Origin of the sequence: Streptomyces sp. NPDC088157 (genome assembly GCF_044741545.1) — a bacterium.
Classification (GTDB): Bacteria; Actinomycetota; Actinomycetes; order Streptomycetales; family Streptomycetaceae; genus Streptomyces.
In genome coordinates, this window is record NZ_JBIUSU010000008.1 from 280678 (window position 1) to 304633 (window position 23956).

A 23956-nucleotide genomic window follows, 5' to 3' on the forward strand; every position below is an offset into this window, starting at 1 on the left:
CCGCGCCCGCCCGACGGCATCACCCCACCGACGAGTAGGCGACAACCCCCCGCAGCAGTTCGTCGACCGCCTTGCGGGCGTTCTTCGCCACCGTCGAGCCACTGCTGGGCGCGGGTGCCGCCGCCGCGATCTGCCCCAGCACGTCGATGACCTGCTTGCACCAGCGCACGAAGTCGCCGGCGGGCATCTCCGCCTCGCGCAGCACCTCGTCGAGGCCCTTGCCCGAGGCCCACATATAGGCCGACCACGCGAATCCGAGATCGGGTTCGCGCTGCCCCACGCCCTCGGTCTGGCTGATCCGGAAGTCCTCCTCCAGGGCGTCCAGCCGGCCCCAGATGCGCACCGTCTCGCCGAGCGCGGCCTTCGCCTTGCCCGAGGGCAGCTTCGGCGCCATGGCGTCGTCCCCCGCCCGCGACTCGTAGACCAACGCCGAGACACAGGCGGCCAGTTCGGCCGGGGCCAGCCCTTCCCACACACCCGCGCGCAGGCATTCGCTGGCGAGCAGGTCGAGCTCGCCGTAGAGCCGGGCGAGCCGCTTGCCGTGCTCGGTGACCTCGTTGCCCCGCAGATAGTCGAGCTCGGTCAGCAGCGCCACGATCCGGTCGAAGGTGCGGGCGATGGTGTTGGTGCGTCCCTCGATACGGCGCTCCAGCTGCGAGGTGTCCCGCAGCAGCCGGTGGTAGCGCTCAGCCCAGCGGGCGTGGTCCTCCCGGTCGGAGCAGCCGTGGCAGGGGTGCGCGCGGATCGCGGTGCGCAGCCGGGCGATCTCCCGGTCGTCGGCGGCCTGTGATCGCTGCTTGCGGGCCCGCTCCGGCGGGATGTGCCCGGCCTTGGTGCGCAGCGCGGAGGCGAGGTCGCGACGGGACTGCGGCGAGCGCGGGTTGAAGGTCTTCGGGATCCGCATCCGGTCCAGCGCCTCGACCGGCACCGGGAAGTCCATCGAGGCCAGCCGCTTGACCTGCCGCTCGGCGGTGAGGACCAGCGGACGCGGCCCGTCGTGCTGCTCGAAGCCCCGGTGCCCGTTGGCCCGGCCGGCGGGCAGGCCCGGATCGAGCACCAGCGCCAGGCCGGCGTACTTGCCGGTGGGCACGTGGATGACGTCGCCCGGCTTGAGCTTCTCCAGCGCCACGGCGGCCTCGACGCGCCGCTGGCTCGCGCCCTGCTTGGCCAGTTCGGTCTCACGGTCCTTGAGGTCGCGGCGCAGCCGCGCGTACTCGTCGAAGTCGCCGAGGTGGCAGGTCATGGAGGCCTTGTAGCCCTCGAGCCCCTCCTCGTTGCGCTGCACCTGCCGGGAGATCCCGACCACCGACCGGTCGGCCTGGAACTGCGCGAACGACGTCTCCAGCAGCTCGCGCGAGCGGTGCCGCCCGAACTGCTCGACCAGGTTGACCGCCATGTTGTACGACGGCTTGAAACTGGAGCGCAGCGGGTAGGTGCGGGTGCCCGCGAGCCCGGCCAGGTGCTCGGGGCTCATCGCGCGCTGCCACAGCACGACGGCGTGCCCCTCGACGTCGATGCCCCGTCGACCGGCGCGCCCGGTGAGCTGTGTGTACTCGCCGGGTGTGATGTCGGCGTGCTGCTCGCCGTTCCACTTGACGAGCTTCTCCAGCACCACCGAGCGGGCGGGCATGTTGATGCCGAGGGCGAGCGTCTCGGTGGCGAAGACGGCCTTGACCAGGCCGCGCACGAACAGCTCCTCGACGACCTCCTTGAAGGTCGGCAGCATGCCCGCGTGGTGGGCGGCGATGCCGCGCTCCAGGCCCTCGAGCCACTCGTAGTAGCCGAGGACGTGCAGGTCCTCGTGGGGAATGGCGGCGGTGCGCTCCTCGACCAGGGCGCGGACCTCGGCGCGCGCGTCCTCGTCGTTCAGCCGCAGCCCGGCGTACAGGCACTGCTGGACGGCGGCCTCGCAGGCGGCACGGCTGAAGATGAACGTGATGGCGGGCAGCAGCCCCGCCGCGTCGAGTCGCTCGATGACCTCGGGCCGCCCCGGCGTCCACACCCGCGACCGCTGCCTGCGCTCCCGCTCACGGTCGGCGTCGCGCACGTTGCGGCCACGTCTGCGGTCCTGGTAGGAGGGCCTGCTCGCCTCCATGCGGGCCAGCCGCGCGAGGTCGGGGTTGACGGCCCTGCGCTGACCCTCGCCCTCCTCGAACAGGTCGTACATCCGCCGCCCGGCGAGCACGTGCTGGAACAGCGGCACGGGCCGGTGCTCGGAGACGATCACCTCGGTGTCGCCGCGCACGGTGTCGAGCCAGTCGCCGAACTCCTCGGCGTTGGACACGGTCGCCGACAGCGAGACCAGGGTGACCGACTCGGGGAGGTGGATGATCACCTCCTCCCACACGGCGCCGCGGAAGCGGTCGGAGAGGTAGTGCACCTCGTCCATCACCACGTACCCGAGGCCGAGGAGGGTCTGGGAGCCGGCGTACAGCATGTTCCGCAGCACCTCGGTGGTCATCACGACCACCGGGGCGTCCGAGTTGACGCTGTTGTCGCCGGTGAGCAGGCCGACCTTGTCGCTGCCGTAGCGTCGGCTCAGGTCGGAGTACTTCTGGTTCGACAGCGCCTTGATGGGGGTCGTGTAGAAGCACTTCTTGCCCTGCTGGAGGGCGAGGTGGACGGCGAACTCGCCCACGATCGTCTTGCCCGAGCCCGTGGGGGCGGCCACCAGGACGCCCTTGCCCGCCTCGAGTGCCTGGCAGGCCTCGATCTGGAAGGGGTCGAGACCGAAGTCGTACATCTCGCGGAAGGACGCGAGCGAGGTGGCCTGCTCGACAGCGCGCTTACGTGCTGCCGCGTACCGCTCGGCCGGTGAGAGATCCTCTGTCATCGTGCTTTCGAGCGTACCGGGCCGCACTGACAACAGGACGATCATTATCCGGATCCGGTGCCGGCAAACCTCGGTACGCCCAGCTCACGGGCGCACGGGCGGCCCGTTTCAGGGGCCGATGACCCGCACCGCGCCCGGCACGCACCGCGCGGTGAGCGGCAGTGTCCCGAGCCGCTCCCCGTCCGCGTATCCCGAGACGCCCTCGGCGGCGATCTCGACCTTCGCCGCCCTGAGCAAGGTGACCTTCGGATGGTCGATGTGCGTCCCCCGGTACACCTTCGGGAACACCCGCAGCAGCGTCGTGCGGCGGCAGTCCCCGACGACCGTGACGTCGAACCGTCCGTCGGCGAGGTCGGCGCCGGGGCAGATCCGCATGCCGCCCCCGTAGGAGGACCCGTTGCCGACGGCGACGAGGGTGGCCTCGACCTCCCGGACGGCTCCGTCGTCGAGCGTGATCCGGTACGGGAACGGACGGAACGCGGCCAGTTCGGCGAGCATCGCCAGGTCGTACCTGACGCGTCCGGTGGGCCATCGCATGCGGTTGCCGCGGTCGTTGACGCGGGAGTCGAAGCCGGAGGCGAGGACCGTGCCGAACCAGCGGTCGCCCACCCGGCCGAGGTCGATGTCGCGGATCCGGGCGCCCTTGAGGGCGTCGGCGACCAGCCGCGCCGCGCCGGCCGGATCGCGGACGGGCAGGCCGAGCGCGCGGGCGAAGTCGTTGCCGGTACCGGCGGCGACGAGGCCGAGCGGGGTGCGGGTGCCGGCGACGGCCTGGAGCGCGAGGTGGGCCAGTCCGTCGCCGCCCACGGCGATCAGGGCGCCGGTGCCGTCGGCGACGGCGCCGCGCGCGCGGGCGAGGGCGTCCTCGGCGTTCACGCCGAGGACCGTGTGCACCGTGTAGCCGGCCGCCCGCAACGCGGAAGCGGCCGGCCGCGCTGCGTGAGCGCCCCGGCCGCGGCCCGCCGCGGGGTTGACGAAGAGGGTGATCTCGCTGGTCACGGGGATGACCTTAAGAGCTCTGCGACGCCTCTCAGGTCACGTCGTCATAACCGTTGACGCGTTCGGTGCTCGCCTGCTCCGGCAGCGCTCGGCTGGCGGTCACCGACTCGACCTCGCCGATGTCCTCGGGGCTGAGGTCCAGCTCGGAGGCCTCGTCGTCGGCGGGGCCCAGGGCGTCGCGACGGCGCCTGCGGCGGTCGTTCAGCAGGGAGAAGGCGGTCGCGCCGAAGTACAGGATCCAGATCGGTCCGGCGAGGGCCAGCATCGAGATGGGGTCGGTGCTGGGCGTGGCGACGGCGGCGAACACCGTGATGCCGATGATCATGGCTCGCCACCAGCCGAGCATGCGCTTGCCGGTGACCATCCCGGTCAGGTTGAGGAAGACCAGCAGCAGCGGCAGCTCGAAGGAGAGGCCGAAGACCACGACCATGCGCGTGACGAGCTGGAGCAGGTCGTCCAGCGGCAGCAGGTTGCTGACCCCGCCCGGGGTGAAGTCGATCAGCACCTTCGCGGTGGTCGGCAGCACCCGGTAGGCGAAGTAGCCGCCGCCCAGGAAGAGCGGGGCGCCCATGCCGACGAACGCGTAGGCGTACTTGCGCTCGTGATTGTGCAGACCGGGGGCGATGAAGGCCCACAGCTGGTAGAGCCAGACCGGCGAGGCGAAGACGACGCCGGCCATCAGGGAGACCTGGAGGGCCAGCGTGAAGGGCGCGAGCAGGCCGTTGATCGTGATGCTCGCGCACTTGTTGGTCGAGTCGCCGGAGTTGAGCTGGCCCGCGATCTCTTCGAAAGTCTTCCCGCAGCCGACCGAGTCGAGGATCGGCTTGGTGAGGAAGTTGATGATGTCGTTGTAGAAGAAGGCGGCTACGACCGTCACGACGACGATGGCCAGCATCGCCTTCGCGAGCCGGTTGCGGAGCTCACGAAGGTGATCCGCGAGGGGCATCCGCCCCTCGGGGTCCTTCTCCTGTTTGCGGGCAGGCTTCAGCAACCCACGTTCCCATCTCGTGCGGCGGGCCGGAGGTCACCGGCCCTGCGTCAGCGCTTGGTCGTGTCCGTCGGCTCGGTGACCGGACGGGAACTGGTCACGTCGCCGGGGGCGGCCTGGATGGTGCGCTGAGCCGGGGACTGCTCGCCGTCGTTCGGCGGGCCGGCCGGGGCGGTGGTGCTGCCGCCGTCTTCCTTCATCGCCTTGGCCTCGCTCTTGAGGATGCGAGCGGACTTGCCGAGCGAGCGCGCCATGTCGGGAAGCTTCTTGGCGCCGAACAGCAGGATGACGACGACGAGGATGAGAATGATCTCGGGGGCGCCGAGCCTTCCGAACATAAGTCTTTACCTTCTCACCGAGGCTGCGGGGGCGGGATGCCGTCCGACCGGTCGGACAACTGTCCGAACGATCGTGTTGACAGCGATCGTAACGCTCAGGGGTAAACGTGAGGCAATCCCCGTGCGTACTCCCGGTCAGCGGTCCGGGCCTCGTTATCCGAGCCGCGACCAGCAGCGTACCTGCCCCTCCCACCGCGGCGGGAGGGCGAAGTGGCCCAAAACGCATTCGCCGCAGGACTCACAGCACGCCCACAGCGCTGCCCGGGGAGCGCCACAGCGGCCGTCACAGGGTGTCCACGGCCCGGGCCGCGCTCGCTGCCGCCCGTTCCAGATCCTGGGCGGCCCGGTCGATCCGGCGCGCGGACTCCGTGACCTGCCGTCCCAGACGCCGCGCCTCGGTGAAGACCCGTACGGCGAACACCGCGAGAACGGCGAGACCCGCAAAACCCATGGCAACCGCGAACATCGGCCAGAACATGGGGGTGAGCCTAGACCGTCCTAGGGGGTGTGCAGCCGCAGGGTCCTGACCCCGCCGCCGGTGAGCAGTTCGACGACCCGCTCGCCGGCCGGCTTGCGCACGGCCGCACCGCAGCCGGGGCAGGTGAAGGAGTAGAAGGTGGTCCGGCTGGACGCGCCGATCGCCAGGCGCAGGGCACTCGCGGCCAGCTCGAAGGCGCCCCTGCAGTCGGGGCAGCCGGCCCTGAACCGCACCGGGCCCACGCTCCGCATGCCCGCGAACGCGGAAGCCACCGAGACGCCCCGCACACCCGCCGCCGTCGACTCGCTCAAAGCCCCTGCTCCCGCCCGTCGAACCGACCCTCGCCCCGCTGTCCCGGCCGCTCGCCGTGAACCGCGTGCGGCCCGTCGGCCACCGCCTCGATCCCGTCGTACGCGGCCAGCGCCTCTCGGGCGGCCAGGCGCGCGCTGTCGGCGAGCTCCGGTGGCGAGACGATCCGGCCGTCGCGTCCGAGCCTCAGCGCCAGCCGCCTGAGCGAGGCGGGTTCGGGCGTGCGCAGAGTGATACGCAGTCCGCCGTCGGGAAGCTCATCCGCGCTGTCGTGCGGGTAGTACTCGGCGACCCAGCGGCCTCCCGGGCCGACCTCGACGACGACCTCCGGGTCCTCGGCGGCCGGCTGCACCAGCCCCTCCGACAGGTCCCGCAGCTCGATCTCGGGCGGTGCGGACGGCTCGTCGAGGATCCTGATCTCGGCGACCCGGTCCAGCCGGAACGTACGGCGCGCCTCCGAGCGGCGGCACCAGGCCTCCACGTACGTGTGCCCGACGCTCACCAGCCGGATGGGGTCGATCTCGCGCTCGGTGACCTCGTCGCGAGCGGGCGAGTAGTAGCGGATCCACAGCCGGCGCCGCTCGGAGATCGCCCGGTCGACGTCGGCGAAGACCCCGCCCTCCGACTCGAACGTCACCGACAGCCGCGCGCTCGCGCCCGCCGCCTCACCCGCCGCGGCCTCCACCTTGGCCGTCGCCCGCAGCAGCGCCTGCCGGTCGCCCTCGCGCAGGCCGGGCAGCGTGGACACCGCCCGGGCCGCGACCAGCAGCGCGGTCGCCTCGTCGGCGGCCAGCCTCAGCGGCTCGGCGGCCTCCGCGCCGAGCGCGGCCGGGTTGTGCCACCAGATGCGCTCCCCGTCCGTGTCGATGTCGAGGAGATCGCCACCACGGAAGCTGGTGCCGCACATGGGCAGCACGTCGAGGTCCGAGACCAGTTCGTCCTCGGTGATGCCGAAGGCGCGCGCCACGTCCTCGATCCGCGCGCCGGGGCGCTCCCTGAGATACGTCACCAGGGAGAGCATCCGCCGCGTCTGGTCGATGGCGTTCGTCGGCCTGACCGGTTTGCCTGCCACTTTGTTGCTCGCTCCCCCTCAGCCCTTGGCCACGGCGCGTAGCCGGTCCACGACGTCCGCGCGCAGCTCGGCGGGGTCGAGGACCACCACGTCCGGTCCGAACTCCACCAGCCAGGCGTCCAGTCCGTGCCCGTACGGAATCTCCAACTCGTCCCATCCGTCCCCGAGTTCCCGCACCGCGGTGGCCTTCGACCGCAAGGGGTACCCGGCATCCGTCCGCAGCCTGATCAGCGCGCTGCGGTCAGCGGTCTCCCCCGCCCAGCTGGCGACGGTCTCACGGACGGTGACGACATCGGGAACCGGCACGGTGAAGCTCGCCCCGCGCGAGCGCACCCTGCCGGTGATCCGCGACAGCCGGAAGACCCGCTCGGCGCCCCGGTCGCGGTCGAAGCCGGCCAGGTACCAGTGGCCCCGCCAGCACTCCAGCGCCCACGGCTCGACATGCCGGGGCTCCGGGTGCGCGGCGGTGGCCTTGCGGTAGTCGAACATGACGGGCCGGCGGTCGCGGCAGGCCAGCATCAGCGGCTCGAACGCGGCCTCGTGCACCGGGATCCGGGGCTCCAGGGCGCCGTGTGCCTCGTACGGGTCGACGTCCTCGGGGATGCCCGCCGCGCGCAGCTTCTGCAGGGCGCCGCTCGCGGCGCCCGCCAGCCGCGCCTGCTGCCACACCTTGGCGGCCAGGCCCAGCGCCGCGGCCTCCTCGGCGTCGAGGGTGATGGGCGGCAGCCGGTTGCTGTCCCGGCGGGCCAGGTAGCCGATCTCGCCGTCCAGGCTCTCCACGGTCTCGATGACCAGGCCGAGCTCCCGCAGGTCGTCCTTGTCCCGCTCGAACATCCGGTTGAAGGAGTCGTCCGAGGCCGCCGCCCCGCTCCCGGAACGGAAGGTCTCGACGTACGCCTCGATGGAGTCGCGCAGCTCGCGCTTGCTGAGCGGCCGCCGCGTCCCGAGCAGACACAGCGCCAGGTTCATCAGTCGCTCGGCCTTGGCAATGGCCATCGACGCCCTTCGCCTCCCCTATGGTGCTTACGATCGACGACCGTACCGCTCCGTGGTCCCCGGACAAAAGCCGAGGGCCCATGCCCGGGCAGGCATGGACCCCAGATGATCAACACTGGTCGTACGACGGTCAGACCCCGAGCAGGTCCACCACGAAGATCAGCGTCTCGCCGGGCTTGATCGCCGGGGTCGGGCTCTGGTTGCCGTAGGCGAGGTGGGCCGGGATGGTCAGCTGGCGACGGCCGCCGACCTTCATGCCCTGCACGCCCTGGTCCCAGCCCTTGATGACCCGTCCGCCGCCGAGCGGGAAGCGGAACGGCGTCCCGCGGTTCCAGCTGGCGTCGAACTCCTCACCGGTGCTGAAGGCGACACCGACGTAGTGGACGCTGACGGTGTGACCGGCCTGCGCAACCTCGCCGTCGCCCTCCCAGATGTCCTTGATCTCGAGGTCTGCCGGGGGCTCGCCCTCGGGGAAGTCGATCTCGGGCTTGTCAATGCTCACGTCACTGGCTCCTGCATGTCTCACGGAAAGGCAACAACACGGACAGTCTTACACCTTGGACGGCCTCACGCCTTTGCCAGGATGTCCACCGAGAAGACCATCGTGGAGTCCTTCTCGATACCACTGCCGCTCGGCGGGCTGTCGCCGTAACCCAGCGACGGCGGAACGACGATGACGACCCGGCTGCCCACCTTCTTGCCGGTCAGACCCTGCGCCCAGCCCTTCACCACCTGCTGGAGCGAGAACGACGTCAGCGCGCCGCGGTTGTACGTCGAGTCGAACTCCTTGCCCGTGTCCCAGATGACGCCCTTGTACTGCACCAACACGGTGTCGTCCGCCGCGAGCGCGGCGCCGTCGCCCTCGATCACGTAGTCCGACACCAGCTTGGTCGGCGCCTTCGTCTTGGGGATCTCGATCGAGGGCGCCTTGCCGTCGGTGTTCGTGCCGACCTTCGGCACAGCGGCGTCGTCCTGCGCGGCATCCTTGCCCTTGGCCGAACTCTTCGCGTTGAACGTGTCCTGGATGTCGAAGACGAACACCAGCGTGTCGGTGCCCTTGATGCCCGTCTCCGCGTCCCCGTCCTTGCCGAAACCCCAGGTCGGCGGCACGGAGAACAGCACCCGGCTGCCGACCTTCTTACCCGTCAGCGCATAGCGCCAGCCATCGATGGTGGCGCCCTGTGCGAGCTGGGTGAACAGCGTCTTCTTGGTCTCGTAGGTGTCGAGGAGCACCTTCCCGCTGTCCCAGATCTGGCCCAGACAGTTGGACTGGATGTAGTCGCTCTCGGCGACGGTCCTTCCGCTGCCCGCGATCACCGTCTTCACCGCCAGCTGGTCCGAGGGCTCACCACTGCCCTTGGCGATCGTCGGCTTCTCATTGAACTTCACCCCCGCCGTGATGGCCGGGAGCGGACCGTCGACGATCTTCGGTGGAGGAGCCGCGGACGAGGCCCCCGCGGAGGGCGACGCTCCGTCGCTCGCCTTGCTCGTGTCGGACTTGTCGTCGCCGCACGCGGAGAGAGTGACCAGTCCCGCGGGTACGGCGGCAAGGATGAGTGAGCGTCGGCGCACGATGAAAGCCTCGTAATCGGTCGATCTTCTGATGGCGTGCGCGCAACTCTACGACGTGAGACGGGCACCGTACGGGAAACGTACGGTGCCCGTGTTGCGTTCCGTACCGCGCGCGGGGCACGCGCGGAACGCCTCGCTCACATGCCTGCGATCAGCTTCTCCACCCGGTCGTCGACCGACCGGAACGGGTCCTTGCACAACACGGTGCGCTGTGCCTGGTCGTTGAGCTTCAGGTGCACCCAGTCCACCGTGAAGTCCCGGCGCTGCTCCTGCGCACGGCGGATGAAGTCGCCGCGCAGCCGCGCCCGAGTCGTCTGCGGCGGCACCGACTTGCCCTCGAAGATCTTCAAGTCGTTGCAGATCCGCGCCGCTTGGCCCTTGCGCTCCAGCAGGTAGTACAGGCCACGCCGACGGTGGATGTCGTGGTACGCGAGGTCTATCTGCGCGACCCGCGGGTGGGACATCGTCATGTTGTGCTTGGCCCGGTACCGCTCGATGAGCTTGTACTTCATCACCCAGTCGATCTCGGTGCCGATCCGGTCGAGGTCCTCGGCCTCGATCGCGTCCAGCGTGCGGCCCCACAGCTCCAGGACCTGGTCGACGGTGCCGGTCCGGACACCCCGGCGCTCGACGAAGTCCACGGCCTTCTCGTAGTACTCCCGCTGCACCTCCAGCGCGGAGGCCTCACGGCCGCTGGCCAGACGCACCTTGCGCCGGCCCGTGATGTCGTGGCTGACCTCGCGGATCGCCCGGATCGGGTTCTCCAGCGTCAGGTCCCGCATCACCGTGCCCGCCTCGATCATGCGCAGCACCAGGTCGGTCGCGCCGACCTTCAGCAGCATGGTCGTCTCGGACATGTTCGAGTCGCCGACGATGACATGCAGACGGCGGTAACGCTCGGCGTCCGCGTGCGGCTCGTCGCGCGTGTTGATGATGGGCCGCGAGCGGGTCGTCGCGGAAGAGACGCCCTCCCAGATGTGCTCGGCCCGCTGGCTGACGCAGTAGACCGCCCCACGGGGCGTCTGGAGCACCTTGCCCGCGCCGCAGAGCAGCTGCCGGGTCACCAGGAACGGGATCAGGATGTCCGCGAGCCGGGAGAACTCCCCGTGCCGGGCCACCAGGTAGTTCTCGTGGCAACCGTAGGAGTTGCCCGCCGAGTCCGTGTTGTTCTTGAAGAGGTAGACGTCGCCCGCGATTCCTTCCTCGTGCAGGCGTCGTTCCGCGTCCACCAGGAGTCCTTCGAGAATGCGCTCGCCGGCCTTGTCGTGGGTGACCAACTCGGTCACGTTGTCACATTCCGGTGTCGCGTATTCCGGATGCGATCCCACGTCGAGATAGAGGCGGGCGCCGTTTCGCAGAAAGACATTGCTGCTTCGGCCCCATGACACGACACGGCGGAAGAGGTACCGCGCCACCTCGTCGGGAGACAGCCGACGCTGTCCCCTGAACGTACATGTGACGCCGTACTCGTTCTCCAGCCCGAAAATGCGGCGGTCCATGAGTGAACATTACGCCCGATCCCCTGAACTGAAACGGGGTTCGGCAGCACGGTTTGGATCATTTTCCGATGAAGCCGCAACCACTCCGCTTTCGGCGGGAACAGCCATTACCCGCCCCGTGGCCAGCAAAACCACCAACGACACGGCGCCCGCGGCACCCGGCACCACGAACCCCCACAGCGCACCGCCGGCCTCCACGACCGGACCCGCCAGACCCGTTCCCACCGACGCCCCGACCGTGAACGTCGTCACCAGCCAGGAGAACGCCTCCGTGACCGTCCCGCGTGGCGCGTGCCGGTCCACGATGAGGAACGCGCACGCGAGGGCGGGCGCCAGGAACACGCCCGCGAGCGCCGTCAGCGCCACCATGGCGACCGCACCCGGCATCAGCATCAGCGGCAGGTAACACACCGCCAGCAGCGCCACCAGGCCGCGCAGTCGCCGCTCCGGCGTCCCCGCCCACTGCCGCGCCCCGTACGCCATACCACCGACCAGCGCGCCGAGCCCGAGCGCCGCCATCAGCCAGCCGTACACCGCGTCACCGCCGTGGTCGTCCGCGTACGGCACGGACGCCACGGTGATGGAACCCAGTGCGACGCCGACGAACAGGAAGGCGCCGAGGAGCGCGAGCAGACCGGGCGAGCGCAGCGCGCCCAGCCAGTGCGCCGCCCGTGGGGCCGAGCGCCACGCGCGCGAGGGCGGCGACACGACCACCGACAGCGCGCCCAGCACCCCGATCACGTTCAGCACCAGCAGGGCCCCCTGCTCCGACCACACCGACACGCACAGCGTCACCAGCAGGGGCCCTACGGTGAACATCACCTCCTGCGCCACCGCGTCCATCGCGTACGCCGTGTGCACCTGGTCCTCGCGCCGCAGCACCGCCGGCCAGAGCGCCCGCAGACCACCCTCCAGGGGCGGTGTGAAGAGCCCCGCGGCCGCCACCGCGGCGTACGCCACCGGCAGCGGGTCCGTACCCGCGAACGCGAAGGCCGCCATGGCGAGGGCCGACGCCAGCGCCGCGGGCAACTGGACCCGCGGCTGCCCGTGCACGTCGACCAACCGCCCCAGCAGCGGCTGACCGACGGCGTTGGCGACGCCGTACACGGCCGCCAGCGCGCCCGCGAGGCTGTATGTGCCGCCCTCCGCGCGCACGAACAGGACGATCGCGATGGCGGCCGTGGCGTTGGGCAACCGGCCGACGAGCGTGCCGGTCAGCAGCCGGGCGGCATGCCTCGCCCTGAGGATCTCCAGGTATCCCGCGGCCAATGTCCCGCCTCCGTCGGCTCGCCCGAGGCGATGAGCCACCCCGAGGTTTTACGTATAACGCCTCTTGTCATACGTACCATGTGCGCTGTTCGCCAGTCCAGACGAAGGAGCAGGCCCACGGTGGCACGAGGTAGCACCCGCCCGACGAGCCGTGACGTCGCCCAGGCCGCGGGGGTCTCCCAGGCCGCCGTCTCCCTCGTCCTCGGCGACAAGTGGCGCGGCCGTGTCTCCGAGCCCACCGCCGAACGCGTACGGGCGGCGGCCCGCGAACTCGGCTACCGGCCCAACCTCGCCGCCCGCAACCTCCGTCTCGGCCGCACTCGAACGGTCCTGCTCGTCGTCCCGGCGCTGACGACGGAGTTCTTCGCCGGCGTCTACACGGGGGCGGCGCGGGTGGCCGCCGAGCACGGCTTCGGCGTGGTCCTCTACCCCTCCCCCGAAGGCGTCGGCCCCGCGCGCGACCCCTTCGCCTCCGCCCAGGCGGCCCTCGACGGCGTCCTCGCCTCCTCGATGGCCGCCGACGCCCTCACAGCCATCCGAGGCGACCAGCTCCCCCTGGTGATGCTGGACAGCGACCCCTCCGGGAGCCTCGGCGCCGCCACCGTCAACCTCGACATCGCCGACGGCGTCCGACAAATCGCCGACCACCTGCTGGACCTGGGCCACCGCCGGTTCCTGCACCTGGCGGCCGACATCCCCTCCTGGACCTTCGAGGTACGCGCGCGGGAACTCGCCGCGCGCGTCTCCGCGGCACCCGGGACATCGCTGCGCACCGCCCCCGCCCCGATCTCCATCGACGGCGCCCTGGCCGCCGCGGAGAAGGCCCTGAGCACCACGGGACCACGCCCCACAGCCATCGTCTGCGACGACGACAAACTCGCGGCCGGCGTCTACAAGGCCCTGCGCCGACTCGGCCTGCGGGTCCCCGACGACGTGTCCGTCACCGGCCTGGACGACCTCGCCCTGGCCACCGCCCTCGACCCCGAGCTCACGACCGTCCGACTCGACGCCGAACTGTTCGGCGAACGAGGCATGCGAGCCCTCCTTGCCGTCCTGGAGGGCCGCACACCGGACGGCGGGGACATCCCCGTCGAACTCGTCGTACGGGCCTCCACGGCACCTCCCAAGGCCTCCTGAGACGCCCTGCGCCCCGGCCGAATCAACGACCGGGGCGCAGCAGGGGTGAATCGCGGACGGCGTCTACTCCTCCTCGGAGCTCTCCGCCTCCGTGGCCGCACCGTCGATCTCCAGCAGCCGGCCCAGCTGACGGCCGACGATCCGCTTGAACTTGCGCGACTGCGGCCGCGTGCGGTCCAGCACCGCAACCTCCAGGCGCTCCGCGGGAATCTCCCGCTCCGTGCCGTTGGTGTCACGCGACAGCGCCTGAACCGCCAGCTTCAGCGCCTCGGCCAGACTCATGCCGTCCTGGTGACGCTGGTCCAGGTACGTGCTGATCTGCTCGGCGTTGCCACCGACCGCGACCGAACCGTGCTCGTCCACGATCGAACCGTCGTGCGGCAACCGGTAGATCTGGTCCCCGTCCGGCGTGGCCCCGACCTCGGCCACCACCAGCTCCACCTCGTACGGCTTCTCCCCCGCCGAGGAGAAGATCGTGCCCAGCGTCTGGGCGTACACGTTGGCCAGGCCACGGGCGGTCACGTCATCACGGTCATAGGTGTAACCACGAAGATCCGCGTACCGGACGCCACCGATCCGCAGGTTCTCGTACTCGTTGTACTTACCGGCGGCGGCGAAACCGATCCGGTCGTAGATCTCGCTGAACTTGTGCAACGCACGGGACGGATTCTCACCGACGAACACGATGCCGTCGGCGTACTGGATCACGACAAGGCTGCGCCCGCGCGCGATGCCCTTGCGGGCGTACTCGGCACGGTCGGCCATCGCCTGCTGGGGTGAGACGTAGAACGGAGTCGACACCGGTTATCCGTCCCTTTCTGTCGAAGTCACTGGATCACCTGGGAGAAGAACGGGGCCGCCGGCTACAGCAGGGCGGCGCGCGGGCCGTCCGGCTGCTCCAGGCGACGCGCCAGGATGGAGCGGGCGATCTCCGACGACTCCTCGTCGGTGAGCCGGCGGAAGCCGTCCTCGGTGATCACGGTGACGATGGGGTAGATCCGGCGCGCGACATCGGGACCACCGGTCGCCGAGTCGTCGTCCGCCGCGTCGTAGAGGGCCTGGACCACGAGAGTCGTGGCCTCCTCCTCGGACAGGTCGTTGCGGAAGAGCTTCTTCATGGCCCCGCGCGCGAAGATCGAGCCGGAACCGGTGGCGGCGTAGTGGTGCTCCTCGGAGCGGCCGCCCGTCACGTCGTAGGAGAAGATCCGGCCCCTGTCCCGGTCCACGTCGAACCCGGCGAAGAGGGGCACGACCGCCAGCCCCTGCATCGCCATGGCCAGGTTGGACCGGATCATGGTCGACAGCCGGTTCGCCTTGCCCTCGAGCGAGAGCTGCGCCCCCTCGACCTTCTCGAAGTGCTCCAGCTCCAGCTGGAACAGCTTCACCATCTCGACGGCCAGACCGGCGGTGCCGGCGATACCGACGGCCGAGTACTCGTCGGCCGGGAAGACCTTCTCGATGTCCCGCTGCGCGATGACGTTGCCCATCGTGGCGCGACGGTCACCCGCGAGCACGACACCACCGGGGAACGTCACGGCGACGATCGTCGTGCCGTGCGGCGCCTCGATCACACCCTGCGTCGGAGGCAGCTGCCGCTTGCCCGGCAGCATCTCCGGCTGGTGCTCGGACAGGAAGTCCATGAAGGACGAGGACCCAGGCGTCAGGAAGGCAGCCGGTAGACGCCCGGTGCTACGAGTGTTGGCTTCCACGCGTTTCCCTCCAGGTAGGCGACGGCGCGACGACCGATGTCGGGGTCATCTCCCAACTTGCCGATGGCCGAATTGCAGTTGAAGCACAGTACGCCACGGACCCTACCCGTCTTGTGGCAGTGATCCACATGCGCGGCAGGAGCTTTCAGGCAGATCACGCAGAGTCCCATTTGCGAGGCGACCATCGCATCACGCTCGGCTTCTGTCATGCCGTACTGGCGCTTCAGATGCCCACGCCGCCCCGTGACGGCTTTGCACGCCTTGCAACAAGTCGCAAGACCGTCGGACGCTGTGGCGTTGCGGTGCCACTCACCGTGCGGCTTGATCTCCTCGCAGCTGCGGCAGAACTTGTGGCCCTCGGGCGTCTCCACGCGCGGCCGCACGTTCTTGCCCTTTGCCAGTTGCCGGGCCTGGTGATAGGCCGCCCAGCACTTCCGGCAGTAGGCCTGCAACCCGTCCCGGGTTGCCCTGTTACTGGCAAAGGCTGCTCGCGGCTTTGACTCCTCGCACCGCGAGCAACGCTTCACACCCTCTTCAGTTGCCAACTCCATCCCCCGAAGCCTTGGATTCCAAGGCTACTGGCCACCCTTCTGAACGAAACTTCGAACGAAGTCCTCGGCGTTCTCCTCGAGGACATCGTCAATCTCGTCAAGAACCGAGTCCACGTCGTCGCTCAGCTTCTCCTGACGCTCCTTGAGGTCCTCCGAAGCCTGCGCCTCGGGCGCCTGCTCCTCGGTCTCCTCCGTGGAGCGCGTCGCCTTCTGCTGGCCGCCGCCGGTGTCCTTGGTCGCCATAACCCTCACCCCGCTCTTTCGCCCGACATGGTCGACAGGTCGGCATTCCTGCCGATCGGTGATGATCAGACCCTACAAGCCGGGTCCGACATCGGCCCCGCAGTTGCCACAACGTACGGGGGCCACCTCGATGATTCCCGGACGGAGGAGTTCCCACCCGTCCGGCGGGATCCGCCCCGGCGGCCGGTCAGCCGCCCGAGAGGACCCTGACCAGGTCTTCTGCCGTGCGGCAGCGGTCCAGGAGCTCTTTGACATGATTTCGCGTTCCGCGAAGAGGTTCGAGGGTTGGGACGCGCTGGAGCGAATCCCGGCCCGGCAGATCGAAGATCACCGAGTCCCAGGAGGCGGCGGCGACGTCGTCGGCGTACTGCTCCAGGCAGCGGCCGCGGAAGTACGCGCGCGTGTCCTCCGGGGGCTTCGTGATCGCCCGCTCGACCTCGTTCTCGTCCAGCAGGCGCTTGATGCGGCCGCGGGCCACGAGACGGTTGTAGAGGCCCTTGTCGGCCCGTACGTCGGCGTACTGGAGGTCGACGAGGTGCAGACGCGCGGCGTCCCAGTCGAGGCTGTCACGGCGCCGGTAGCCCTCCATGAGCTCCCGCTTGGCGACCCAGTCCAGCTCGCCCGCGAGACTCATGGGGTCGTTCTCCAAGCGGTTCAGGGTGTCCTCCCATCGTGCGAGGACGTCCTTCGTCTGGTCGTCGGCGTCGGAGCCGAACCGCTCCTCCACGTACTTGCGCGCCAGCTCGAAGTACTCCATCTGCAACTGGACCGCGGTGAGTGTGCGGCCGCTGCGCAGGGTGACCAGTCGCTTCAGGGTCGGGTCGTGGGAGACCTGGTGGAGGGTGCGGACCGGCTGGTCGACCGCCAGGTCCACCGCGATGAAGCCGTCCTCGATCATCGACAGGACCAGGGCCGTCGTGCCCAGCTTCAGGTAGGTCGAGATCTCGGAGAGGTTCGCGTCGCCGATGATCACATGCAGACGGCGGTACTTCTCCGCGTCGGAGTGCGGCTCGTCGCGCGTGTTGATGATCGGGCGCTTCAGCGTCGTCTCCAGGCCCACCTCGACCTCGAAGTAGTCGGCGCGCTGGCTGAGCTGGAACCCGTGTTCGTGGCCGTCCTGGCCGATGCCGACGCGGCCGGCGCCGGTGACCACCTGACGGGAGACGAAGAAGGGCGTGAGGTGCCGCACGATGTCGGAGAAGGCGGTCTCCCGCTTCATCAGGTAGTTCTCGTGCGTGCCGTAGGAGGCGCCCTTGTTGTCGGTGTTGTTCTTGTAGAGGTGGATGGGCTGGGCCCCGGGCAGCGCGGCGGCACGCTCCGCGGCCTCGGCCATGATCCGCTCGCCGGCCTTGTCCCAGAGGACGGCGTCGCGGGGATTGGTGACCTCGGGGGCGCTGTATTCGGGGTGTGCGTGGTCGACGTAGAGACGCGCGCCGTTGGTGAGGATGACGTTGGCGAGGCCGATGTCCTCGTCGGTGAGCTGGCTGGAGTCGGCGACCTCGCGAGCGAGGTCGAAGCCACGCGCGTCCCGCAGCGGGTTCTCCTCCTCGAAGTCCCAGCGGGCCCGGCGGGCCCGGTGCATCGCCGCCGCGTAGGCGTTGACGATCTGGGACGAGGTGAGCATGGCATTGGCGTTGGGGTGGCCGGGGACGGAGATGCCGTACTCCGTCTCGATGCCCATTACTCGCCGTACGGTCATGCGGCCCTCCTTGCCCGGCGGCACCCTCGGTCGTGGGCGCCGCTCAGATACCGGTGGTGCTCCGGTGCGTGTGCGGTGCCCGTCCCCGCACTGCGCGACCCGGCGGTACGGAAGAGCCTAGAACGCCTCCGCGCTGGTGGGGAGATCATTTGCGTCATTGCCTTGCTCCAGCCGTGGCCTGGAAAACAGTCGGCTGCGGGTACCCGTGGTGGGCACCCGCAGCCGCCCTGTTCTTACAGGTACTGTCCGGTGTTCGCCACCGTGTCGATGGAGCGTCCGGTGTCCGCGCCCTGCTTTCCGGTGATGAGGGTACGGATGTAGACGATCCGTTCGCCCTTCTTTCCGGAGATCCGGGCCCAGTCGTCGGGGTTGGTGGTGTTGGGCAGGTCCTCGTTCTCCTTGAACTCGTCCACACAGGCCTGGAGGAGATGGGAGACGCGAAGGCCCTTCTGGTTGTGGTCGAGGAAGTCCTTGATCGCCATCTTCTTGGCACGGCCGACGATGTTCTCGATCATCGCGCCCGAGTTGAAGTCCTTGAAGTACAGGACTTCCTTGTCGCCGTTGGCGTAGGTGACTTCCAGGAAGCGGTTCTCCTCGGATTCGGCGTACATGTGTTCCACGGCCGTCTGGATCATGCTCTGGACGGTGGTGGTCCTGTCGCCGCCGTGTTCGCCCACGTCCTCGGAGTGCAGGGGGAGGCGTTCGGTGAGGTACTTCTGGAAGATGTCCTTGGCCGCTTCGGCGTCCGGACGCTCGATCTTGATCTTCACGTCGAGGCGGCCGGGACGCAGGATGGCGGGGTCGATCATGTCCTCGCGGTTGGAGGCACCGATGACGACCACGTTCTGCAGGCCTTCGACGCCGTCGATCTCGGCGAGGAGCTGCGGGACGATGGTGTTCTCCACGTCCGAGCTGACCCCGGAGCCGCGGGTGCGGAAGAGGGATTCCATCTCGTCGAAGAAGACGATGACGGGGGTGCCCTCGGAGGCCTTCTCCCTCGCACGCTGGAAGACGAGGCGGATCTGCCGCTCGGTCTCGCCGACGTACTTGTTGAGGAGCTCGGGGCCCTTGATGTTGAGGAAGAAGCTCTTGCCGGTGGCCTGGCCGGTGACTTCGGCGACCTTCTTGGCCAGCGAGTTGGCGACGGCCTTGGCGATGAGCGTCTTGCCGCATCCGGGCGGTCCGTAGAGCAGGACGCCCTTGGGCGGCCGCAGCTCGTGCTCCTTGAAGAGGTCGGGGTACAGGTACGGGAGCTCGACCGCGTCGCGGATCATCTCGATCTGTCCGCCGAGGCCACCGATCTGCTCGTAGCCGATGTCGGGGACCTCTTCGAGGACGAGTTCCTCGACCTCGCTCTTGGGGACGACCTCGTAGACGTAACCGGAGCGGGGTTCGAGCAGCAGGGCGTCGCCGGGACGGATGACGACGTCCAGGAGCGGTTCGGCGAGCCGGACCACCCGTTCCTCGTCGGTGTGCCCCTGCACCAGGGCGCGCACGCCGTCCTCGAGGATCTCCTTGAGGGTGACGATGTCGCCGACGCTCTCGTACTCCATGGCCTCGACCACGTTGAGCGCTTCGTTGAGCATCACTTCCTGGCCGCGCCGGAGCTCTTCGAGCTCGACGCTGGGGCTGACGTTCACCCGGAGTTTGCGGCCCCCGGTGAAGATGTCGGCCGTGCCGTCCTCGTTCGCCGTGAGGAAGACGCCGAAGCCGGCCGGCGGCTGGGCGAGCCGGTCGACTTCTTCCTTGAGGGCCACGATCTGGTCGCGGGCCTCACGGAGTGTGTTCGCGAGTCGCTCGTTCTGGGCGGACACGCCGGCCAGGTTTGTCTGTAGCTCGACGATCCGCTCTTCGAGAATCCTCGTGTGTCGCGGAGAGTCGGCGAGCTTGCGTCGCAGGACGGCGATCTCCTGCTCAAGGTAGGCAATCTGCCCGGACGGGTCGTCGGACCCTCGTCCCGGGCGGATGCCGCGGTTCATGTCGTCGTCGTGGGCTGCCACGGTCCTCACCTCCTCCAAGGGGAGCTGGACGCTTCCAGACCCTACCTGGGTGGGTGTCGATTGAAACCCCTAGATCACAAAGACTGTCGGGGTGTGTCCGATCTTCACCCTTGCGCTCTCCCTCACGCCAGGGGAATACCCACCGAACACGGTTCGGAAGCCGCCGAGGGTAGGGTCGAAGTGTTCAACACCCGTCAGAGCCTGCATGGTTCCCTTGCGGCTCGACAGTAAACGGCAGGAGCTATGGGCGTGCAGCAGGAGGCCGGTGTCGGCGACGAGGCTCTGGAGGTCTGGATCGACCAGGATCTCTGTACCGGCGACGGGATCTGCGCCCAGTACGCCCCGGAGGTGTTCGAGCTGGACATCGACGGCCTGGCCTATGTCAAGGGCGCGGGCGACGAGCTCCTCCAGGCCAAGGGGGCCACTACGCCGGTGCCGTTGCCGCTGTTGACGGACGTGGTGGACTCGGCGCGGGAGTGCCCGGGCGACTGTATTCATGTGCGACGGGTTTCGGACAGCGTCGAGGTCTACGGTCCGGACGCGGAGTGAGGGTCCGGGCGCGGACTGTGACGGGTGTCTGATTTCTCACAAAGCCGTCAGCCCGATCAGACGCTGTGGGCGCCCGCGGGTGTCGAGCGGACGAACGCGTCGTCCTTCCACTGCCACTTGGCGCTGTCCTTCGTGTCGGGGCAGCAACTGGGTATGTCGGCCGTGGAGTAGCCGAGCAGGGTGGCGAGGACGGCTCCCTCGGTGACGGCGAGGCTTGTGACGGTTTTGCGGGCCTTCGGGTTGATCAGGGTGGCGACCACGCGCGCGTGGGTGCTGTCCGCGCCGTGGGTGAGGACGTAGACGCCGTCGGGCGGGGTGCCCATGGGGGCGTCGCAGTGGACGACGGCGACCGTTTCCGGGATTCCGTCGCCGTCCAGGTCGCCGGAGGCCTTCTTGACCACGAGAGCCTGTACGGGGCCGCATTCGACGGGGAAGTCGATGCCGGTGGTGGCGGGGGCCGCCACGGGAACGGGCTTGGCGGCCGGGCCGGTCGCCTGGGCGGCGGTCGCGGGTTTGGGCTGCAGGAGCGAGGAGAGGGCGACGACTGCGGCCAGGGCGGTGGCGGTCGCGACCCAGTGGATCGGCCGGGTGTGGGTGTGTGCCAGTTCCGGGACGGCGGATTGCTGCACTGGCAGTGTCTCCTGTGGTGGCTGTGCCGGTGGGGGTGGGGGATTGGCCAGCATCGTGCCACACGTCACAGGGCGGGGGAACGGCGGGGTACGGGATATCGGACGCGTCGGCGTTCGGTGCCGGGCTATGCCGCCCGCTGCGGATCGGGCGTCCGGCCGGGTGTCCGGTCGGTGCACGGCGGTGTCAACGGAAAGGCGCCGTGGCCGAGTTCCGGGCGGGTCCGGGAACTCTGTCACGACGCCTTGTCGTTGAGCGCTGTGTTGGGGTCGCGTCAGCGGCCGCTGCCTCCGTCGGCGTTGGGGCCGGTGTAGTCCTCGCCGTAGGCGCCCTTGGCGGGGCGGCGGCGGCGCATGGGCGGCTCGACGCCGTCGGCGAGGCGGCGGGCCGTGAGCAGGAAGCCGGTGTGGCCGATCATCCGGTGGTCCGGGCGGACGGCCAGTCCCTCCACGTGCCAGTTGCGGATCATCGACTCCCAGGAGGTGGGCTCGTTGAAGGAGCCGATCTCGCGGATGGACTCGACGGTCCGGGCGAGCTGGGTGGTGGTGGCGACGTAGCAGCACAGGATGCCGCCGGGCACGAGCGCCTTGGAGACGGCCTCCAGGCACTCCCAGGGGGCGAGCATGTCGAGGATGACGCGGTCCACGTCGGTGTCGGACAGGTTGTCCTGGAGGTCGCCGACGGTGAGCTGCCAGGCGGGGTGCGGGCCGCCGAAGTACCGCTCCACGTTCTGCTGGGCGATCTCGGCGAAGTCCTCGCGGCGCTCGTAGCTGTGCAGCATGCCCTGGTCGCCGATGGCGCGCAGCAGGAAGCTGCTCAGCGAGCCGGAGCCGACGCCGGCCTCGACGACGCGGGCGCCGGGGAAGATGTCGGCGAAGGCGAGGATCTGTCCCGCGTCCTTCGGGTAGACGACGGCTGCCCCGCGGGGCATGGACAGGACGTAGTCGGGGAGCAGGGGGCGCAGCGCGAGGTAGGCGACGTTCCCGGTGGTGCGGACAACGCTGCCCTCGGGAGCGCCGATCAGTTCGTCGTGCGGGAAGGAACCCTTGTGGGTGTGGAAGTTCTTCCCGGCTTCGAGCGTGAACGTGTAGTGGCGGCCCTTGGGATCGGTCAGCTGAACCTGGTCCCCGACCTTGAAGGGCCCGCGCCTGCGGGCGGCACCGGTCGGTTCGGACATGTGAACAGCCTACCGGGGTTTGCCGGGGCCGCCGACCACGGGGAGGGCCCGGCTAGGACGGTCTGGCCATGGCCTTGACGAAGGCGCGCTCGACGTCGGCGGCGGACAGCACGCCGAAGATCTCGCCGGTCTCCTCGACCACGAGGTACTCGGTGGCGGGGGTGGCGCGCAGGACGTCGAGGAGATCCTCGCCGGCGAGCTCGGCGGAGACGCGCATGCCGTCGCTGAGGTCCTGGGCGAGGCCGCTGACGGCGACCCAGGGGCGGCGGTGTTCGGGTACGCCGACGATGGCGGCCTCCCGGACGAGGGAGAGCGGCTCCCCGTTGGCGTCGACGACGACGAGGGCGCGGGCGCCGGCGTCGTTGGCGCGGCGCAGCGCCTCGGACAGGGGGGTGTGGGTCTCGACCGGGACGGCGCGCCGGGTGAGGGTGCGGGCGCGCAGTTCGGGGAGGTGTTCGCGCAGCCGGGCCATGCGCAGGCTGTTGCCTGCGCCGGTCCAGATGATCGCGGCGAGGATGGCGGCGAGCAGGGCGTCGGTGACGGTGTCCATGCCGACGCTGTCCTCGGCGCCGGACCCGAGGGCACCCGACTGGGTGAGCAGGGGCAGGCCGATGAGGACGGAAACGGCGAGGAGGCGGCCGACCCAGGCGGCGGCGACGGTGCCGCTCATGGGCCTGCCGGTGATCTTCCAGACGACGGCGCGGAGCATACGGCCGCCGTCGAGCGGGAGGCCGGGGAGAAGGTTGAAGATCGCCACGATGAGGTTGGAGATCATCAGGCCGGCCAGCAGGACGCCGGGTACGGTGCCGCGCTCCACGGGCTGCATGGCGAGGTAGAAGACGCCGGCGAGCGCCAGGGAGAGCAGGGGGCCGACGAAGGCGAGCCAGAACTCGCGGCCCGGGGTCTCGGCCTCCTTCTCGATCTCGGAGACGCCGCCGAAGAACTGGAGCTGGATGCGGCGGACCGGGAGTTTGAAGCGCAGGGCGGCGATGGTGTGGGCGAGTTCGTGGATGAGTACGGAGGCGTAGAAGGCGACCGCGAAGAAGAGGGAGACGAGGTAGCGGAGGGCGCCGAGTTCGGGGAGTACGCGGTCGAGCTGGTTGCCGAAGACCCAGGTGATGAGGGCGGCGACGAGGAACCAGCTGGGGGCGACGTAGACGGGTACGCCGAAGGGGCGGCCCATGAGCAGGCCACCGCGAGGCTGCTCCGGGGGACGCTGGGGCGGAGGGCCCTTGGGGAGGGACGACACGGGGGCCGGGGTCGGGGCGGGGTCCGGGGTCGGGACGGGGGCGGGGGCCGCCGGTTGTCCGGCCCCGGGTCCGGCCTCGGGTCGGGTCTCGGGTTCGACCCCGGCTGAATCACCGGTACCGGGTCGGATGTCCGTGTCCGCGGCGGGGGTCGCCGGTTGTCCGGCCCCGGGTCCGGCCCCGGGTCGGGTCTCGGGTCGGGTCTCGGGTTCGCCCTCGTTGTTGCCGTCCGCAGCGGCCGCGCCGCTGTCGTCGTCGGACGCGGAGGGTGTCCGTGGAGGGTCCTCACCGTCGGCGGGCGACGTCTCGGCGGGGGCCCCTTCGGCGCGTCCGGCTTCGCTCGGTTCCGGGGCCTCGGACACGGGGGGCTGGGGTGCCGCGTCGGGCGTGGCCGGGCCGGGAGTGCCGGGGTCCGGGGTCTGCGCGAGGTGGGTGGCCGGAGACGCAGGTGTCGCGGGGTGCTCGGCCGACTGCTCGTTGTCCGGCCGCGGCCGCCCGGTCCCGCCGCTTTCCACCACGGTGTCCCCTCGATCGAAGCGTCTCCCGCTCGTGCCGGGCGGAAGGGTCTCGCACCGATGGTATGCGGCGGTCGTGAGGTGTTCCGCCCCGGCACCCCCCGTGTTTCCCCGCTCGTGCCCGGTGTTCGGGGTGAGGTGAGGTGCGC

The 23956-nt window shown here is 69.9% G+C and carries 23 protein-coding genes; 2 read left to right on the forward strand and 21 right to left on the reverse strand.

All coding sequences use genetic code 11. From position 1 onward, the window contains the following. Window positions 1-19: 19 nt before the first annotated feature. From ACIPFH_RS30965 to ACIPFH_RS31020, 12 genes are all read right to left on the reverse strand, one after another. On the reverse strand, window positions 20-2878 hold the full coding sequence (locus ACIPFH_RS30965) for a DEAD/DEAH box helicase (RefSeq protein WP_401831556.1): 2859 nt from the start codon (window positions 2876-2878) through the stop codon (window positions 20-22). 63 nt (window positions 2879-2941) lie between these two features. Next, complete coding sequence (locus ACIPFH_RS30970; RefSeq protein WP_401831558.1) at window positions 2942-3832, reverse strand: diacylglycerol kinase; 891 nt, start codon at window positions 3830-3832, stop codon at window positions 2942-2944. Window positions 3833-3863: 31 nt separating this feature from the next. Beyond that, entirely contained in the window at window positions 3864-4823 is a 960-nt protein-coding gene (tatC, locus tag ACIPFH_RS30975) for a twin-arginine translocase subunit TatC (RefSeq protein WP_356252746.1), read from the reverse strand. A gap of 47 nt (window positions 4824-4870) precedes the next feature. Continuing rightward, a complete protein-coding gene (tatA, locus tag ACIPFH_RS30980; RefSeq protein WP_401831560.1) occupies window positions 4871-5158 on the reverse strand; it encodes a Sec-independent protein translocase subunit TatA in 288 nt (95 codons plus the stop codon). Window positions 5159-5441: 283 nt separating this feature from the next. After that, window positions 5442-5636, reverse strand: coding sequence for a hypothetical protein (locus ACIPFH_RS30985; protein ID WP_356252752.1), 195 nt, complete (start codon window positions 5634-5636; stop codon window positions 5442-5444). A 20-nt stretch (window positions 5637-5656) separates the two neighbouring features. Continuing rightward, a complete protein-coding gene (locus ACIPFH_RS30990; RefSeq protein ID WP_401831563.1) occupies window positions 5657-5947 on the reverse strand; it encodes a hypothetical protein in 291 nt (96 codons plus the stop codon). Then, entirely contained in the window at window positions 5944-7017 is a 1074-nt protein-coding gene (locus tag ACIPFH_RS30995; protein ID WP_401831566.1) for a helix-turn-helix transcriptional regulator, read from the reverse strand. The genes ACIPFH_RS30990 and ACIPFH_RS30995 overlap by 4 nt, the downstream gene beginning before the upstream one ends. 18 nt (window positions 7018-7035) lie before the next feature. After that, complete coding sequence (locus tag ACIPFH_RS31000; protein ID WP_356252761.1) at window positions 7036-8013, reverse strand: WYL domain-containing protein; 978 nt, start codon at window positions 8011-8013, stop codon at window positions 7036-7038. Between the two features lie 130 nt (window positions 8014-8143). Next, window positions 8144-8515, reverse strand: coding sequence for an FKBP-type peptidyl-prolyl cis-trans isomerase (locus ACIPFH_RS31005; RefSeq protein ID WP_356252764.1), 372 nt, complete (start codon window positions 8513-8515; stop codon window positions 8144-8146). A gap of 65 nt (window positions 8516-8580) precedes the next feature. Continuing rightward, window positions 8581-9585, reverse strand: coding sequence for an FKBP-type peptidyl-prolyl cis-trans isomerase (locus tag ACIPFH_RS31010; RefSeq protein WP_401831568.1), 1005 nt, complete (start codon window positions 9583-9585; stop codon window positions 8581-8583). Window positions 9586-9722: 137 nt separating this feature from the next. Then, a complete protein-coding gene (gene pafA, locus ACIPFH_RS31015; protein ID WP_057607036.1) occupies window positions 9723-11084 on the reverse strand; it encodes a Pup--protein ligase in 1362 nt (453 codons plus the stop codon). Window positions 11085-11093: 9 nt separating this feature from the next. Continuing rightward, window positions 11094-12353, reverse strand: coding sequence for an MFS transporter (locus ACIPFH_RS31020; protein ID WP_401831572.1), 1260 nt, complete (start codon window positions 12351-12353; stop codon window positions 11094-11096). Window positions 12354-12473: 120 nt separating this feature from the next. On the opposite strand from ACIPFH_RS31020, the gene ACIPFH_RS31025 reads away from it, so the two are divergent. Then, on the forward strand, window positions 12474-13490 hold the full coding sequence (locus ACIPFH_RS31025; protein WP_401831574.1) for a LacI family DNA-binding transcriptional regulator: 1017 nt from the start codon (window positions 12474-12476) through the stop codon (window positions 13488-13490). Between the two features lie 63 nt (window positions 13491-13553). Here the strand turns inward: ACIPFH_RS31025 and prcA are convergent, their stop codons facing one another. The 6 genes from prcA to arc form a co-directional block, all read right to left on the reverse strand. Further along, window positions 13554-14291 carry a proteasome subunit alpha gene (prcA, locus tag ACIPFH_RS31030; protein ID WP_401831577.1) on the reverse strand — a complete coding sequence of 246 codons (738 nt, stop codon included), beginning with the start codon at window positions 14289-14291 and terminating at the stop codon, window positions 13554-13556. 62 nt (window positions 14292-14353) lie between these two features. Beyond that, a complete protein-coding gene (prcB, locus tag ACIPFH_RS31035; RefSeq protein ID WP_401831580.1) occupies window positions 14354-15199 on the reverse strand; it encodes a proteasome subunit beta in 846 nt (281 codons plus the stop codon). Continuing rightward, window positions 15151-15750 (reverse strand): endonuclease VII domain-containing protein, encoded by a 600-nt coding sequence (locus ACIPFH_RS31040; protein WP_401831583.1) that lies wholly within the window; start codon window positions 15748-15750, stop codon window positions 15151-15153. The genes prcB and ACIPFH_RS31040 overlap by 49 nt, the downstream gene beginning before the upstream one ends. Window positions 15751-15774: 24 nt before the next feature. Then, window positions 15775-15993 carry a ubiquitin-like protein Pup gene (locus ACIPFH_RS31045; RefSeq protein ID WP_328482900.1) on the reverse strand — a complete coding sequence of 73 codons (219 nt, stop codon included), beginning with the start codon at window positions 15991-15993 and terminating at the stop codon, window positions 15775-15777. Between the two features lie 187 nt (window positions 15994-16180). After that, the gene (dop, locus tag ACIPFH_RS31050) at window positions 16181-17692 is read right to left on the reverse strand and encodes a depupylase/deamidase Dop (protein ID WP_356252787.1); all 1512 of its coding nucleotides are present in this window, start codon (window positions 17690-17692) and stop codon (window positions 16181-16183) included. A 233-nt stretch (window positions 17693-17925) separates the two neighbouring features. Then, a complete protein-coding gene (gene arc, locus ACIPFH_RS31055) occupies window positions 17926-19692 on the reverse strand; it encodes a proteasome ATPase (RefSeq protein ID WP_062646946.1) in 1767 nt (588 codons plus the stop codon). A 243-nt stretch (window positions 19693-19935) separates the two neighbouring features. Here arc and ACIPFH_RS31060 point away from each other — a divergent pair, with 243 nt between their 5' ends. After that, window positions 19936-20241, forward strand: coding sequence for a ferredoxin (locus tag ACIPFH_RS31060; protein ID WP_401831587.1), 306 nt, complete (start codon window positions 19936-19938; stop codon window positions 20239-20241). A 56-nt stretch (window positions 20242-20297) separates the two neighbouring features. Here the strand turns inward: ACIPFH_RS31060 and ACIPFH_RS31065 are convergent, their stop codons facing one another. From ACIPFH_RS31065 to ACIPFH_RS31075, 3 genes are all read right to left on the reverse strand, one after another. Continuing rightward, on the reverse strand, window positions 20298-20870 hold the full coding sequence (locus tag ACIPFH_RS31065) for a hypothetical protein (RefSeq protein ID WP_401831589.1): 573 nt from the start codon (window positions 20868-20870) through the stop codon (window positions 20298-20300). Window positions 20871-21142: 272 nt separating this feature from the next. Next, window positions 21143-22045: a tRNA (adenine-N1)-methyltransferase gene (locus ACIPFH_RS31070; protein WP_046261810.1), complete on the reverse strand. Its 903-nt coding sequence runs from the start codon at window positions 22043-22045 to the stop codon at window positions 21143-21145. Window positions 22046-22097: 52 nt separating this feature from the next. Further along, window positions 22098-23810, reverse strand: coding sequence for a site-2 protease family protein (locus ACIPFH_RS31075; RefSeq protein ID WP_401831591.1), 1713 nt, complete (start codon window positions 23808-23810; stop codon window positions 22098-22100). Window positions 23811-23956: the final 146 nt, after the last annotated feature.

Bases quoted from the DNA above. Each gene is read 5' to 3' on its own strand.
- ACIPFH_RS30965 (WP_401831556.1), bottom strand. From the start codon at position 2,878: ATGATCGTCCTGTTGTCAGTGCGGCCCGGTACGCTCGAAAGCACGATG.
- tatA (WP_401831560.1), bottom strand. From the start codon at position 5,158: ATGTTCGGAAGGCTCGGCGCCCCCGAGATCATTCTCATCCTCGTCGTC.
- ACIPFH_RS30985 (WP_356252752.1), bottom strand. From the start codon at position 5,636: ATGTTCTGGCCGATGTTCGCGGTTGCCATGGGTTTTGCGGGTCTCGCC.
- ACIPFH_RS31000 (WP_356252761.1), bottom strand. From the start codon at position 8,013: ATGGCCATTGCCAAGGCCGAGCGACTGATGAACCTGGCGCTGTGTCTG.
- pafA (WP_057607036.1), bottom strand. From the start codon at position 11,084: ATGGACCGCCGCATTTTCGGGCTGGAGAACGAGTACGGCGTCACATGT.
- ACIPFH_RS31040 (WP_401831583.1), bottom strand. From the start codon at position 15,750: ATGGAGTTGGCAACTGAAGAGGGTGTGAAGCGTTGCTCGCGGTGCGAG.
- ACIPFH_RS31045 (WP_328482900.1), bottom strand. From the start codon at position 15,993: ATGGCGACCAAGGACACCGGCGGCGGCCAGCAGAAGGCGACGCGCTCC.
- dop (WP_356252787.1), bottom strand. From the start codon at position 17,692: ATGACCGTACGGCGAGTAATGGGCATCGAGACGGAGTACGGCATCTCC.
- ACIPFH_RS31060 (WP_401831587.1), top strand. From the start codon at position 19,936: ATGGGCGTGCAGCAGGAGGCCGGTGTCGGCGACGAGGCTCTGGAGGTC.
- ACIPFH_RS31070 (WP_046261810.1), bottom strand. From the start codon at position 22,045: ATGTCCGAACCGACCGGTGCCGCCCGCAGGCGCGGGCCCTTCAAGGTC.